A 13,461-nucleotide genomic window follows, 5' to 3' on the forward strand; every position below is an offset into this window, starting at 1 on the left:
TGACACGAGCCAGCCAGATGATCGAATCCCCTCAGCGCACTGCCTTCTCCCACTTTCACCCCATCCTCACCCGCCCGCAGGACAACGACGTCAACGGCCATATCGCCGGTGCCACCGTGCATGGTTTTTTCGAAACCGCCATCCAGGCTTTTCTCGTCGAGCAGGCCGAGCTGGACCTGCGTGATGGCGAGCTGGCGGCTTTTGTGGTCAGTTCTGCGGCGGATTTCTTCGCCCTGCCGGGTTTCCCGGACGTGCTGGAAGTGGGCCTGGGCATAACGCGCCTGGCCGGCAGTACGGTGGAGTACCGTCTGGCGCTGTATCGTCCAGGCGAAGCGGATGCCTGTGCTGCGGGCACGGTGGTGCAGGTGTTCATCGAGCGCGCAAGTGGCCGGCCGGTACAGCTGCCAGAGGTGCTTCAGGGCATTCTTGCCGGGCTGCAACTCGCCCCGCAGGCATGAAAAAGCCCCGCCATGAAGGGCGGGGCTTTTGGCTACCTGGGTATCAACCCGAGGTATCAGTCGCGCCAGTGGCGCTTGTGCTTGCGGTGGCCATAGTGGTGGCCACGGTCGTAGTGACGACGGTCGTCGTAACCACGACGGTAGCGGCGGTCGTCATGGCGCTCGTCTTCATCGGCCTTGTTGCCCATGTAGTTGCCGAGCGCGCCACCGGCACCGCCGCCTGCGGCTGCACCAATGTAGCTACCAGTGGTGCCGCCCACCGAGCGACCGACCACGTTGCCGCCTGCAGCGCCCAGTGCGCCGCCGATTGCAGCCTCACCGCGCTGGCGTTTGTCGGCACCCAGGGCACCGCCGGCCGCGCCGCCCAGGCCGGCACCAATGGCGCCGCCGGTGCTGCCGCCGATGGAGTTGCCCACTACGGAGCCGAGTACCCCACCCAATGCGCCGCCAATGCCGGCCTCGGTATTGCCGCCTGCCATGGCAACGCCGCTGAGCAAGCTGAAAGACAACAACAAAATCGAGGAGTACTTCTTCATCAAGAGAGCCTCATAGGGATGACGAGGCGAATTTGACGCCATGGGGCCCGGCTGGCAATTGAAATCCGACGAGTAACACGAGTTGTACACAATTCTCTAAGTTACTGTATTTGCTGTGAAACTTAATCGATTTTCGGCTGTCTGAGACCTTTATGACGAAGCCCTGAACCGCAATGGAACAGGGCTTTTCTCGTTTTTGGTGCAGGCAATCACGATAGCGCCGCTGGGCTATAGACCCGCGGTGCGCTGTGCTTGGGCAAGTGGATAAGGTTGAGGTTGTGCTTGCGCGCCCATTGCAGGGCAAGCCCGGTGGGCGCCGACAGGCTGACCAAGGTCTGGATACCGGCGCGCAGTACTTTCTGGATCAGCTCCAGGCTGCAGCGGCTGGTGACGATGGCCAGGCCGCCCTGGCTGTCGATGCCCTGGCGCAACAGGGCGCCGATCAGCTTGTCGAGGGCGTTGTGCCGGCCGATGTCCTCGCGGCCGAGCAGCAGCTGGCCCTCGCGGTCCATGAACAGCGCCGCATGCACGGCGCCGCAATGTTGGCCCAGCGGCTGGAAGGCATCGATGCGCTCACGCAAGCCGGCCAGCCATTGCGCTGGCGGCAAGGGCGCGCCGGGCAGCTCGGCCAGTTCCGGCAGGGCCTGCTCCAGGGCTTCGACCCCGCACAGCCCGCAGCCACTGGTGCCGGCCAGCTGACGGCGCTGGTTTTTCAGGTTCCAGAATGCCCGGCTGGATATTTCCAGTTCGGCATACATCGCCGAGCCGTTGCCGGAGAGTTTCAGGTCGTAGATTTCTGCGGTGCCTTCGACAATGCCGCTGCCGACGCTGAAACCGACGGCAAAGTCTTCCAGGTCGGTGGGGCTGACCAGCATCACCGCTTGGTTTAGCCCGTTGTAGGCGATGGCCAGGGCCACTTCTTCAGCCAGCGGGGTACGGTCGCGTTCGCCGTCGCTGAGCTGGACATAATCGTAGGTATTGCTGGCGGCAGGCATGGCCAAGGGCAAGGAGGCCGTGCACACCGGAGGCTTGCTGTTCATCTGGGCTGTCGGCTGCTTTCTGATAGCACCAGCCTAGGCTCGCGGGCCGGCGGCGTCTAGTCGCCAGGCTCTATGCCTTGATAGACCGCGTCGATGGGATGCAGAGGGGCGCCAGGGGAAAAGCTGGCCTAGACTGCTGAGTCCGAGGTCTCGACAACAAGGAGAGCGCTATGAGTCTGTTCAGTTTCGTGAAGGAAGCCGGCGAGAAGTTGATCGACCTGCTGACCCCCGGCAACGCCAACGCCGAGGAACAGCTGAAGAAACACGTGGAAAGTGTCGGCCTGGGCAACCCCAACATCACGGCCACCGTAGACGGAGACAAGATCATCCTCAAGGGTGAAGTGGCCAGCCAGGAGGAGAAAGAGAAGATCATCCTGGCAGCGGGCAACATCAATGGGGTGGCCAGTGTCGATGACCAGATCACTGTGACCGGGCCGGTGGTGAAAGCGGCAAGGTTCGTCACGGTGAAGAAGGGTGACACGCTGTCGGCCATCTCCGTGGTCGTCTATGGCAACGCCAATGAGTACAACAAGATCTTCGAGGCGAACAAACCGATGCTGTCGCATCCGGACAAGATCTACCCGGGGCAGGTGCTGCGCATTCCTGAGTAATCCCTACTGCCCGTGCCGGCCCATTCGCGGGTAAACCCGCTCCCACAGGTACAGCGCCAACCGTAAATGGGGCGCTATACCTGTGGGAGCGGGTTCACCCGCGAAGAGGGCCTCACAGGCCTGCCAACAACTCCCGGTAGTCCTCGACCGCCGCAAACTCCTCGGTGTCCCGCAGCCCTGCCTGGCTGTCCGGCTGGCGCACCGCCAGCAGATGCCCCACGCCAAACCGCCGGGCACTGCGCAGAATTGCCAGGGTGTCATCAATGAACAGGCTGCGCGCCGGCTCGAAGCCGATATCCGCCTGCAGCGCATCCCAGAACTGCGGGCTTTCCTTGGGGTAGCCATAGTCGTGCGAGCTGATCAGCCGCTCGAAGTACGGCGCCAGCTCCACCCGCTCCAGCTTCAACGACAGCGAATCGCGGTGGGCATTGGTGATCATCACCACGCGCTTGCCCGCCTGGCGGATGGCTGCCAGAAAGGTATCGGCATCCGGGCGCAGGGCGATCAGGTGGGCAATTTCCTGTTTCAGCTCGCGAATCGGTAGGCGCAGTTCGCGGCTCCAGAAGTCCAGGCAATACCAGTTCAGCGTGCCGGCATTGCGCTCGAACAGCGGCTGCAGCTCCATTTCTGCCATGGCCCGGCTCACACCATACAGCTCGGCGTAGCGCTGGGGCAGGTGGTGCAGCCAGAAGCGGTTGTCGTAATGCAGGTCGAGCAGGGTACCGTCCATGTCCAGCAGGACGGTATCGATGTCAGACCAGGGAAGAACAGGCATGGGAAACTCTCGTTCAGTCGGCAAGCCACGGTATAGTAACCCGTTCACGCCAAGGAGCCGCCCCATGCGCCAGAAACCCACCGTACTCAGCCGCGAAATCGTCGCCAGCAGCCGCCTGTTCCGCGTCGAAGCCGTGCAATTGCGCTTCAGCAACGGCACCGAGCGCACCTATGAGCGCCTGGTGGGCCGGGGCAACGGCTATGGCGCGGTGATGATCGTGGCCATGCTCGATGCCGAGCACGCCGTACTGGTGGAAGAATATTGTGGCGGCACTGACGAATACGAGCTGTCGTTGCCCAAGGGCCTGATCGAGCCGGGCGAGGATGTGTTGGCGGCGGCTGATCGGGAGCTCAAGGAAGAGGCCGGTTTTGGTGCTCGCCAGCTGGAGCACCTGACCGAGCTGTCGCTGTCCCCGGGCTACATGAGCCAGAAGATCCAGGTGGTGCTGGCCACCGACCTGTATGAAGAGCGCCTGGAAGGCGACGAGCCGGAGCCGATGCGGGTCGACAAAGTGAACCTGCGTGAGCTGTCGGCGCTGGCCATGCACCCGCAGTTCACCGAGGGGCGTGCGCTGGCGGCGCTGTACCTGGCCCGGGACCTGCTGATCCAGCGGGGGTTGATGGACGCATGAACGACCAGCAACTGATGCATGAAGTGGTCAAGCTGGCGCTGTCGGCGGGTGAGGCCATCCTGCCGTTCTGGCGTGCCGATGTGGCTGTGATCACCAAGGCCGACGATTCGCCGGTGACTGCTGCCGACCTGGCGGCGCACCGGGTAATTGCGGACGGGCTGCAGGCACTGGCGCCGCAAATTCCGGTGCTGTCGGAAGAGGACTGCAACATTCCGTTGGCCGAGCGCCAGGGCTGGAGCCGCTGGTGGCTGGTCGATCCGCTGGACGGCACCAAGGAGTTCATCGCCGGCAGCGAGGAGTTCACCGTCAACATCGCCCTGGTCGAAAACGGCGAGGTGGTGTTTGGCGTGGTGTCGATGCCGACCAACGGGCGCTGCTATTTCGGTGGGCGTGAGCTGGGCGCCTGGCGTGCGGAGGCGGGTGAGGTCGCGCAGCCTATCCAAGTGCGCAACGCGCCGCCGCCGGGCGAGCGTTTTACCGTGGTGGCCAGCCGTCGGCATTCCAGCCCGGAGCAGGAAGCGCTGCTGGCGGGTTTGGGGGCTGCGGTGGGTGAGCTGGAGCTGGCCAATATTGGCAGTTCGTTGAAATTCTGCCTGTTGGCCGAGGGCAGCGCCGATTGCTATCCGCGGCTGGCGCCGACTTCACAGTGGGATACTGCGGCGGCGCAGGGCGTGGTGGAAGGGGCAGGTGGCGAGGTGATCGGGGTTGATGGCCTGCCTTTCCGGTATCCGCCGCGTGAGACGTTGCTGAACCCGTTTTTCCTGGCGTTGCCGGCCGCTGCAAGCTGGCGCCAGGCCTTTCTGAAGCTGATCTAGCAGCGGTTGCAGGAGGGGCTGCGGAAGCGGCAAATGCCGCGACAAGCACCTGTCAGCCCTGATGCGATCCCTGTGGGAGCGGCTTCAGCCGCGATCACCGGCAAAGCCGGTGCCATCCACCCCAGTGGTCGCTTCGCCTCAGCGGTGCAGCACGTACTGCCCACTGAACCTGACCGCCGGCTCGTCACTCCCGGCATTGCTCACTGTGGTCTCCAGCATCAGCCGCGCCCGCCCGCGGCGCTGGTACATGGCCAGGAACCGCTCCCAGGCCTTCTCATCCGGCGCTGCACACCGCGCAACCGCCGCACCGGTCACCGGCAGCGGATAACTGATCTGCCCTTCGTGGATGACGATATGCCCGTCATCGATCCCCAGCTCGCGCAGGCGCAGGTGCAACCAGCCCCAGCCCACCAGCACCGCCGCGCAGTACAGGCTGCCGCCGAACATGGTGCTCTTGTGGTTGACGTTGGCCGCCAATGGCAATTGCAGGCGCAGGGTGTGCTGCTGCCAATCGATCACTTCCAGGCCCATTTCACGGGTCAGGGGGATGTCGCTGTGCAGTACGGACTGCAGGTACCGGGTATCGCTGCTCATTGACGGTGGTCCTCTTGATCATCATGCCCGCCGCTGCCGCCCTCGAAGCTCAGCGCATGCTTGCGCAGCTTGTCGTGAAGGGTCTTGCGCGGGATGCCCAGCGCCTCGGCGAGGCTGCGCATGGAGCTGTGCGGCTGGGCCAGTTCGGCAGCGATCAGCGAGCGTTCGAACTGCTCGACCTGCTCGCTCAGGTTACCGCGCGGTACCGCTGCCGAAGGCGTTGTCGCCGGTGGCGCCTGGCTGTCCAGGGCCAGTTCCAGACCAAGGGCGAAGCGCTCGGCGGCGTTTTGCAGCTCGCGCACGTTACCCGGCCAGGTATGGCGCAGCAGCAGCGCGCGCTGCGCCGGCTGCAACGCATGCGGCGGCAGGCCGTGGCGTTGGCTGGCGGCGTCGGCGAAATGCTGGAACAGCACCAGAATGTCATCGCCGCGCTCGCGCAGCGCCGGAATACGCAGCGGCGCCACGTTCAGGCGGTAGTACAAGTCGGCGCGGAAGCGCCCCTGGTCGGCGGACTGGCGCAGGTCTTCCTTGGTCGCGGCAATGATGCGGATATCCAGCGGGATCAACTGGTTGCCGCCCAGACGCTCGACCACCCGTTCCTGCAGCATGCGCAGCAGTTTTACTTGCACGTCCAGGCTCATGCTCTCGATTTCGTCGAGGAACAGCGTGCCGCCGTTGGCGAACTCGAACTTGCCGATGCGGCGTTTTTGCGCACCGGTGAACGCGCCGGGCTCATGGCCGAACAGTTCGCTCTCGACCACCGACTCGGCCAGCGCGCCAGCGTTGATCGCCACGAATGGCCCATCACGGCGGCTGGACAGGTCGTGCAGGGCGCGGGCCACTACTTCTTTCCCGGCGCCGGTCTCGCCCAGGATCAGCACATCGGCGCGGGTCCCGGCCAAGGCGCCGATCTGCTCGCGAAGGCGCTGCATGGCGGGTGAGTGGCCGACCAGGCGGGTGGCCAGTTGCTGGCGGTCGCTCAGGGCCAGGCGCAGGCTGCGGTTGTCCAGCACCAGCCGGCGCAGGGCCAGGGCGCGGCGCACGCTGTCGAGCAGGGCGTCGCTGGCAAAGGGTTTTTCCAGGAAGTCGTAGGCCCCGGCGCGCATCGCCTGCACGGCCAACGGCACATCGCCGTGGCCGGTTATCAGCAGCACCGGCAGTTCGCTGTCGCGGGCGTGCAGTTGCTCCAGCAGTTGCAGGCCATCGATGCCCGGCATGCGGATATCGCTGACCACCACCCCCGGCCAGTCGGCCTCGATACGGTCGGCCAGGCCTTGGGCATCGGCCAGGGCGACCACCTTGAGGCCGGCCAGATCCAGGGTCTGGCTCAGGGCCTGGCGCAGGTGCGGGTCATCGTCGACCAGAATGACCTGGGCCTGGTTGTCGATCTGTGTCTCGGTGGTCATGCCGAGGAGTCCTCCGAATTGGGCAAAGTAGCGCCAGGCGCAGCCACACGCAGCTGCAAGGTCAGCAGCGCGCCACCTTCCGGGTGGTTGGCCAGCAGCAGTTCACCGCCCAGGGCGCGCATCAGGCTTTCGCAGATGGCCAAGCCCAGGCCCAAGCCTTGAGTGCTGGTCTTGGTGGTGAAGAACGGCTCCTTGGCCTGCTCCAGGGCCTGGCGGCTGAAGCCGGGGCCGTTGTCGCGGATGTACAGGTAGACGCAGCCATCGCGCTGCTCGGCACTTAGCCACAGGCGGCGCGGGTTGGCCTTTTCGGTGAGGGCGTCGAGGGCGTTGGCCAGCAGGTTGCCGAGCACCTGGCGCAGGCGGGTTTCACCGGCCTGCACCCACAAGGTGGCTTCCGGCAGGTCGCGGATCAGCTCTACGGCCATTGCCCGGCGACGCTTGGCCAGCAGCGCCAGGGCATCGTCCAGCGCCGGCTGCAACGCCACGCTTTCCGGCGCATGTCGGTCGCGGCGGGCGAAGGCGCGCAGGTGGGCAATGATCGAGGCCATGCGCCCGGTCAGTTCGCCGATCAGCTTGAGGTTGCCGCGGGCGTCTTCGGTGCGCTGGTGGTCCAGCAGCACTTCGGCGTTTTCCGCGTAGCTGCGGATGGCGGCCAGCGGCTGGTTGAGCTCATGGCTGATGCTGGCCGACATGGTACCGAGCACCGAAAGCTTGCCGGCCTGCACCAGCTCGTCCTGGGCACGCACCGCCTCCTGCTGGGCGTTCTCGCGCTCCAGCACGGCACGCTTGAGCCGGGTATTCAGGCCTTCAAGGTCGGCGGTGCGCTCGACCACGCGCTTTTCCAGCTGCTGGCGGCCACGCGCCTCGAAGTCGATGCGGTCGATGTAATGGCGGCGCCGCTGCATCACCAGGCCGGCCAGCAGCATTACTACCAGCAGGGTGCCGGCGCCGATCGCCATCACCGTCTGCACCGAGCGGTCGACCAGCATGCGCGGGGCAAGGATGCTCACCTGCCAGCCGGTTTCCTTGATGTCGCGGGTCTGGGTTAGCCAGGCATCGGGGTTGAGCATCAGCGGTTGTGGTGCCTGGGTCGGGTAGGGCTGGATGGCGATGATGGCCTGGCGCTCGGCTTCGGTCAGCGCACGGGTGGCACGGAAGCGCCAGTCCGGGCGCGAGGTGAGAATGACCACGCCATTGTGATCGGTCAGCAACAGCTGTTCGGGGGTGCGTCCCCACAGGGTCTCGGTGTGGTCGAGGTCGACCTTGACCACCAGTACGCCGACGATGCGCTCGCGGTCATGCACGGCGGCGGCAAAGAAATAGCCGCGCTTGGCCGAGGTGGTGCCCTGGCCGAAGAAACGGCCCAGGCGGCCGGCCATGGCCTCGTTGAAGTAGGGGCGGAAGGCGAAATTGCGGCCGACGAAGCTGTCGTGCTTGTCCCAGTTGGAGGCCGCCAGAGTGTTGCCGCTGACATCCATCAGGTACATCACTTCGGCACCGGTCTGCTGCACGATGCCCTTCAGCAATCGGTTGGCATTGGTCACGGCTTCCAGGCGAAACGGGTCGTCAAGTACACCCCGCAGCGCCGGCAGGTCGCCGAGGATCTGCGGCAAGGTTTCGTAGCGGTGCAGGGTGCCGAGCAGGTTGGCGACGTACAGGTCGAGAGTCTGGCGGTTCTGCGAGGCCAGTTCGTCCTGGTAGTAACGTTCGGCCAGATGGTGCAATGGCCACAGCAACGGGGCCAGGCACAGCGCCAGCAGGGCCAGGCTGCGCCAGCGGGGACGGCGTGGAGGCGTGGGTTTTGCAATCATCAGATCAATGCGCCAGAAAAGTCTGACGCAATTATGCGCTAGTTAAGGCAGCAGTTCCGCCTCTGCCAGCGGCAGGCCGACCTTGTCCTTGTCCGACAGCAACGGTGGCTGCTGCAGGCCCCAGTCGATGTCCAGCTGCGGATCGTCCCAGCGGATACAGCGGTCGGCGCCGGGGTTGTAGTAGTCAGTGGTCTTGTAGAGGAACTCGGCCGATTCGCTCATCACCGCAAAGCCATGGGCGAAGCCTGGTGGAATCCACAGCTGACGGTGGTTGTCGGCGGACAGGTGCACGGCGACCCACTGGCCGAAGGTTGGCGAGCTTTGGCGCACATCCACGGCGATATCACGGATTTCGCCCTGCACCACGCGCACCAGCTTGCCTTGGGTGTTTTCCACCTGATAGTGCAACCCGCGCAGTACCCCTTTGATGGACCGCGAATGATTGTCCTGCACGAACGCGACATTCAAGCCGGTCTGCCGTGCGAACTCACGGGCGTTGAACGCCTCGAAGAAAAAACCACGGCTGTCACCGAAAACCTTTGGCTCGATGATCAGCACTTCGGGGATTGCGGTAGGAATGATGTCCATGGCGGCTCGCTGTCCGATTGCCCAAGTATTGGCCTCGCTGCAGTCTACCCCACGGCGATTGAACAGGATGCACAAGGTGTGGCTATGGTGGATGGCAGACCCGTCGAGGTGTTGGAGCAGGCGGTTTTTTGTCGATTGTTATCGGCTTTATTTTGCAGTTGAAGTCAAAATTCCCCGATGCACGGGCTTTAAATATCGATATGTATCGGTTATAAAATGACGATTGCCCCGGCACATCCAGGCTCAGGGCCATCACAGAGGTTACCCATGAAAACCCTCAATTCCACGCCCCGTGCCGATGGTTTCCACATGCCCGCCGAGTGGGCGCCGCAAACCCAGGTGTGGATGGTCTGGCCGGAGCGCCCGGACAACTGGCGCCTGGGCGGCAAGCCGGCGCAAGCTGCCCACGTAACACTGGCCAAGGCCATTGCCCGCTTCGAGCCGGTGACTGTCGCAGCCTCTGCCGGCCAGTACGAAAACGCCCGTCGCCAGCTTGATCAGCCTAACATTCGGGTGGTCGAAATCAGCAACGACGACGCCTGGGTGCGTGACACCGGGCCGACCTTCGTCATCAACGACCAAGGTGAAGTGCGCGGCGTGGACTGGGGTTTCAATGCCTGGGGCGGCTTCGATGGCGGCCTGTACGCACCGTGGAACCGCGACGAGGAGCTGGCGGCCAAGGTTCTGGAAATGGAGCGTTGCCAGCGTTACCACACCGAAGGCTTCGTGCTCGAAGGCGGCTCGATCCACGTGGACGGTGAAGGCACCGTGATCACCACCGAGGAATGCCTGCTCAACCGCAACCGCAACCCGCACCTTGGCCGCGAGCAGATCGAAGCGGTGCTGCGCGAGCAACTGGCGGTCGACACCGTGGTCTGGCTGCCGGATGGCCTGTACAACGATGAAACCGACGGCCACGTCGACAACTTCTGCTGTTACGTGCGCCCAGGCGAAGTGTTACTGGCCTGGACCGATGATTCCAACGACCCCAACTACGCCCGCTGCCATGCGGCCATGAAGGTGTTGAAGAATACCCGCGACGCCAAGGGCCGTGAGTTCATCGTGCACAAGATGCCGATTCCTGGCCCGTTGTTCGCCACCGCCGAAGAGTGTGACGGTGTCGATCAGGTGGCTGGCAGCCAGGAGCGTGACCCGTCGGTACGCCTGGCTGGCTCGTACGTGAACTTCCTGATCGTCAACGGCGGCATCATCGCGCCAAGCTTCGACGACCCGGCAGATGCCGAAGCCAGAGCGATCCTGGCGCAAATCTTCCCTGATCACGAAGTGGTGATGATCCCCGGCCGTGAATTATTGCTGGGTGGGGGCAACATCCATTGCCTGACCCAACAGCAGCCAGCGCCGATCAAGCGCTGAAAAGAAGCTGTTAGAAAGTAGCCCGTCCTGGTGACGGGCTTTTTTTTTCTGCGACGCCCGGCAGCCCGTTTTGGCATATGTTTTGTATTGTTTTCAGATAGATAGCTTGGCCAGGCCGGGCTCTCGGATCTGTAACAATACTTACGTAAATTAGCCGCTCACGGGCCAGGGAGTACTTGGAGAAATGAACGCAGCAAGTGAGTCGGCTTTGCGCCCATCAGCAGTGAATCACCGATCGCTCAGGGTTGTGGCGACGTGGCTGAAACACCATGGATGCATCAGGGTCAGGACGACCGACCCACGACGTCTGCTTGCCGGACGCTACCCCCAAGGGCTGATCAGCGAGGCAGAGATGCAGGCGCTGATGGCGGTGTGGCACTGATCGATCGGTTCACCCTGTGCCGGCCTCTTCGCGGCTGAAGCCGCTCCCACAGAAACAGGAGCGGGTTTGCCCACGAGGAGACCGGCACAGCCAATAACGATCAGAAGCTGTAACTGCCCGTCACCACCAGGCTACGCGGGTCACCCACCTGGATCTGCGCCGCACTGGTCGCCGAACTGTAGTAGGTCTTGTCGGCAATGTTGCTCAGCGCCGCCCGCACATCCCAGTCATGCGTGCGATACCCCGCCAGCGCATCCCAGCGGCCATAGCCCGGCAGCACTGTGGTGTTCTGGTTGTCCGCATAACGCTCGCCGACCAGTGTCAGACCGGTTTCGGCATACCAGCCCAGCTCCGGTTTCCAGGTCACGAACAGGCTGCCGTTGCGCTTGGCCACATCGTTGATGCGGTTGCCTTCCTGGCCATTGTTGTCCTTGACGATGATCGCATCCTGCAGGCCGATGCCGCCGCGTACATACCAGTTGCCGACGATGTTGCCGGTTGCCGTCAGCTCGATGCCGCGCGAACGCTGCAAGCCGCTGAGCAGGATGACTTGCGGGTCGTTGGCGTCGCGGGTGCGACGGTTGTACAGCTCCAGCTCATAGACGGCGAGGGTGGTGCTGAGGCGCTGGTCCAGCCATTCGCTTTTCACCCCGATTTCCTTCTGCCGGGTTTCCTCAGGCTTGGTGTCGTTGGTGTTGCCCGGCGCGCCCGGAGTTATGCCGATCAGCCCACCGCCTACCGGCGAGAAGGTCTTGCTCCACGAGGCGTAGAACGAATGATCGCGCCATGGGGTGTAGACCACGCCCAGGCGGGGGCTGGTGCTGGTGCTGTCCTGCGGTTCGCTGAAGTTTTCCTTGTTGGTGGTTTCCACTTCGAACTGGTCGAAGCGCACGCCGGCAAGGATCTGCCACTGATCGTTCAGGCGGATCTGGTCCTGCAGGTAAAGGCCGCGGCTGTCGACCACAGTGTGGTTGTTGCTCGCGACCGTCAGCGTGCCGTTGTGCGGCTGGCTGGGCTTGCCCAGGCCCGATAGCGTCTGGTTGCCGGCGCTGTACAGCAGCGGGTCGCGCTTCTGGTTGCCGAACTCCAGGCCCAGCAGCAACTTGTGCTCCAGGCCCCAGGTGTCGAAATCGCCCTCGGCCTCCAGGTTGTTGAACAGGTTGCGGGTGTTCAGGTCCTGCTGCCAGCGCTGGCGGGTCAGGGTGTCAGTGCTGGCGTTGTAGCCGGTGACGTAAGTGTTGTCGAACTCGCTGTCGAGCTTGAACAGGCCCAGGGTATGGCGCAGCTGCCAGGTTTCGTTCAGCTGGTAGTTCAGGCGCGAGCGCAGCGACTGGGCGCGGTCGTCGATGTAGTCGCGCTGGGTGTCGCCATAGGTGGTGCTGCGGCTGACGTCGGCCGGGCGGCCGTTGACCCCGGGGATGCCACGGTCGGGTGTGCGGTTGTAACGGCTGTACTCGTACTGCACCAGCCAGTTCAGGTCGGGGTTGATCTGCCAGCTGATGGAGGGGGCGAACAGCTGGCGGCTGCCATCGATGCCGTCGAGGAAACTGTTGTTGTCCTGGTTGCCCATGTTCAGGCGCAGGCTGACGGTGTCGCTGAGGTCGGTGCTGAGGTCGGCGTACAGGCTGCGCAGGTCTTCGCTGCCCGCCTGTGCTTCGAGGGTTGAGCGGCGCCCTTGTTCCGGCGCCTTGCTGACCCGGTTGACGATACCGCCCTGGCTGCCACGGCCATACAGCACTGCCGCCGGCCCCTTCAGTACCTCGACCCGCTCGATGTTGTGCAGGTCGCGGATGTACTGGCTGTCATCGCGAATCCCGTCCAGGTAGAAGTCGTTGCTGGCGTCGAAGCCGCGAATGCGCACGCTGTCGAAGCGGGTGTCGGCGCCGCTGCTGACGTTGGGGATGCCTTCCAGTGCCTTGCCCAGGGTATTGCTGCCGTAGTCCAGTACGTTGGCGGTCTTCACGCTGTCGATGGCCTGCGGCACGTAACGCACCGGCGTCGAGGTGCGGGTGGCGGTGCTCACCTCCTTGACCCGTGGGTTGTCCCTCTCGCGTTCACTGTCGGCGGTGACAGAGAGTTCCGGCAGGGTAGTGGAAGCGGCGCTGGCCAGGCTGGCGCTGACCAGCAGCGACAGGCCAAGCGTGAGGGGGGAAAGGCGGCAGGGAACAAGCATGGACACATCCGGACCGGGCAGGTGGAAAAGAGGTGCGAATGGTAATGCTTGCTATTTGCTCCTGCTCGAGTATTTGTAAAGGGTTGTCTTTACATATGTATCACTTTGTAAATATGCCTTAAGAGGGTGATGGCCGCCTCAGATATTCGTCCGATTAGTCAGGAAGACAAATCCTACAAAAGACAAAATTCCCGCCTACAGCGCGATCATGCGTGGAAATGCCCCGTGACAACGCTTTATTTTGGTTATATCAACCTGCATTTCACG

13 protein-coding genes are annotated in these 13,461 nt (G+C 63.7%); 5 read left to right on the forward strand and 8 right to left on the reverse strand.

The genetic code is table 11. The annotated features are described in order from the left end of the window. The first annotated feature begins 17 nt into the window (after positions 1 to 17). Positions 18 to 458, forward strand: a complete 441-nt coding sequence (locus tag AC5O5I_RS01150) for an acyl-CoA thioesterase (RefSeq protein WP_494511947.1) — start codon at positions 18 to 20, stop codon at positions 456 to 458. Between the two features lie 56 nt (positions 459 to 514). Here AC5O5I_RS01150 and AC5O5I_RS01155 read toward each other — a convergent pair whose 3' ends face one another. After that, positions 515 to 994 carry a glycine zipper domain-containing protein gene (locus tag AC5O5I_RS01155; RefSeq protein WP_172226501.1) on the reverse strand — a complete coding sequence of 160 codons (480 nt, stop codon included), beginning with the start codon at positions 992 to 994 and terminating at the stop codon, positions 515 to 517. Between the two features lie 209 nt (positions 995 to 1,203). Beyond that, positions 1,204 to 2,034: a formate dehydrogenase accessory sulfurtransferase FdhD gene (gene fdhD / locus AC5O5I_RS01160; RefSeq protein ID WP_494511948.1), complete on the reverse strand. Its 831-nt coding sequence runs from the start codon at positions 2,032 to 2,034 to the stop codon at positions 1,204 to 1,206. Positions 2,035 to 2,204: 170 nt separating this feature from the next. On the opposite strand from fdhD, the gene lysM reads away from it, so the two are divergent. Continuing rightward, positions 2,205 to 2,645 (forward strand): peptidoglycan-binding protein LysM, encoded by a 441-nt coding sequence (gene lysM / locus AC5O5I_RS01165; RefSeq protein ID WP_172226507.1) that lies wholly within the window; start codon positions 2,205 to 2,207, stop codon positions 2,643 to 2,645. Between the two features lie 112 nt (positions 2,646 to 2,757). Here lysM and yrfG read toward each other — a convergent pair whose 3' ends face one another. Further along, positions 2,758 to 3,420, reverse strand: a complete 663-nt coding sequence (gene yrfG / locus AC5O5I_RS01170) for a GMP/IMP nucleotidase (protein ID WP_494511949.1) — start codon at positions 3,418 to 3,420, stop codon at positions 2,758 to 2,760. A gap of 64 nt (positions 3,421 to 3,484) precedes the next feature. On the opposite strand from yrfG, the gene nudE reads away from it, so the two are divergent. Both nudE and cysQ read left to right on the forward strand, forming a co-directional pair. Next, positions 3,485 to 4,051 carry an ADP compounds hydrolase NudE gene (nudE, locus tag AC5O5I_RS01175; protein WP_172226512.1) on the forward strand — a complete coding sequence of 189 codons (567 nt, stop codon included), beginning with the start codon at positions 3,485 to 3,487 and terminating at the stop codon, positions 4,049 to 4,051. Beyond that, on the forward strand, positions 4,048 to 4,866 hold the full coding sequence (gene cysQ / locus AC5O5I_RS01180; protein WP_172226515.1) for a 3'(2'),5'-bisphosphate nucleotidase CysQ: 819 nt from the start codon (positions 4,048 to 4,050) through the stop codon (positions 4,864 to 4,866). The genes nudE and cysQ overlap by 4 nt, the downstream gene beginning before the upstream one ends. A 138-nt stretch (positions 4,867 to 5,004) precedes the next feature. On the opposite strand, the gene AC5O5I_RS01185 is transcribed toward cysQ, so the two are convergent. From AC5O5I_RS01185 to rfbC, 4 genes are read right to left on the reverse strand one after another with little or no spacing between them, the layout of a single operon-like run. Then, positions 5,005 to 5,460, reverse strand: coding sequence for a thioesterase domain-containing protein (locus AC5O5I_RS01185; RefSeq protein ID WP_172226518.1), 456 nt, complete (start codon positions 5,458 to 5,460; stop codon positions 5,005 to 5,007). Further along, entirely contained in the window at positions 5,457 to 6,866 is a 1,410-nt protein-coding gene (locus AC5O5I_RS01190) for a sigma-54-dependent transcriptional regulator (RefSeq protein ID WP_172285734.1), read from the reverse strand. Before AC5O5I_RS01190 ends, AC5O5I_RS01185 begins: the two co-directional genes overlap by 4 nt. Then, a complete protein-coding gene (locus tag AC5O5I_RS01195) occupies positions 6,863 to 8,677 on the reverse strand; it encodes a sensor histidine kinase (RefSeq protein ID WP_172226524.1) in 1,815 nt (604 codons plus the stop codon). Before AC5O5I_RS01195 ends, AC5O5I_RS01190 begins: the two co-directional genes overlap by 4 nt. Positions 8,678 to 8,719: 42 nt before the next feature. Further along, positions 8,720 to 9,265, reverse strand: a complete 546-nt coding sequence (gene rfbC / locus AC5O5I_RS01200) for a dTDP-4-dehydrorhamnose 3,5-epimerase (RefSeq protein WP_494511950.1) — start codon at positions 9,263 to 9,265, stop codon at positions 8,720 to 8,722. A gap of 267 nt (positions 9,266 to 9,532) precedes the next feature. On the opposite strand from rfbC, the gene aguA reads away from it, so the two are divergent. Then, positions 9,533 to 10,639, forward strand: a complete 1,107-nt coding sequence (gene aguA, locus AC5O5I_RS01205; RefSeq protein WP_172285733.1) for an agmatine deiminase — start codon at positions 9,533 to 9,535, stop codon at positions 10,637 to 10,639. Between the two features lie 482 nt (positions 10,640 to 11,121). Here aguA and AC5O5I_RS01210 read toward each other — a convergent pair whose 3' ends face one another. Then, positions 11,122 to 13,194: a TonB-dependent receptor gene (locus tag AC5O5I_RS01210; RefSeq protein WP_494511951.1), complete on the reverse strand. Its 2,073-nt coding sequence runs from the start codon at positions 13,192 to 13,194 to the stop codon at positions 11,122 to 11,124. Positions 13,195 to 13,461: the final 267 nt, after the last annotated feature.

The organism is Pseudomonas sp. 9_2_1, assembly GCF_059295275.1.

Bases quoted from the DNA above. Each gene is read 5' to 3' on its own strand.
- AC5O5I_RS01150 (WP_494511947.1), top strand. From the start codon at position 18: ATGATCGAATCCCCTCAGCGCACTGCCTTCTCCCACTTTCACCCCATC.
- AC5O5I_RS01155 (WP_172226501.1), bottom strand. From the start codon at position 994: ATGAAGAAGTACTCCTCGATTTTGTTGTTGTCTTTCAGCTTGCTCAGC.
- fdhD (WP_494511948.1), bottom strand. From the start codon at position 2,034: ATGAACAGCAAGCCTCCGGTGTGCACGGCCTCCTTGCCCTTGGCCATG.
- lysM (WP_172226507.1), top strand. From the start codon at position 2,205: ATGAGTCTGTTCAGTTTCGTGAAGGAAGCCGGCGAGAAGTTGATCGAC.
- yrfG (WP_494511949.1), bottom strand. From the start codon at position 3,420: ATGCCTGTTCTTCCCTGGTCTGACATCGATACCGTCCTGCTGGACATG.
- nudE (WP_172226512.1), top strand. From the start codon at position 3,485: ATGCGCCAGAAACCCACCGTACTCAGCCGCGAAATCGTCGCCAGCAGC.
- cysQ (WP_172226515.1), top strand. From the start codon at position 4,048: ATGAACGACCAGCAACTGATGCATGAAGTGGTCAAGCTGGCGCTGTCG.
- AC5O5I_RS01185 (WP_172226518.1), bottom strand. From the start codon at position 5,460: ATGAGCAGCGATACCCGGTACCTGCAGTCCGTACTGCACAGCGACATC.
- AC5O5I_RS01190 (WP_172285734.1), bottom strand. From the start codon at position 6,866: ATGACCACCGAGACACAGATCGACAACCAGGCCCAGGTCATTCTGGTC.
- AC5O5I_RS01195 (WP_172226524.1), bottom strand. From the start codon at position 8,677: ATGATTGCAAAACCCACGCCTCCACGCCGTCCCCGCTGGCGCAGCCTG.
- rfbC (WP_494511950.1), bottom strand. From the start codon at position 9,265: ATGGACATCATTCCTACCGCAATCCCCGAAGTGCTGATCATCGAGCCA.
- aguA (WP_172285733.1), top strand. From the start codon at position 9,533: ATGAAAACCCTCAATTCCACGCCCCGTGCCGATGGTTTCCACATGCCC.
- AC5O5I_RS01210 (WP_494511951.1), bottom strand. From the start codon at position 13,194: ATGCTTGTTCCCTGCCGCCTTTCCCCCCTCACGCTTGGCCTGTCGCTG.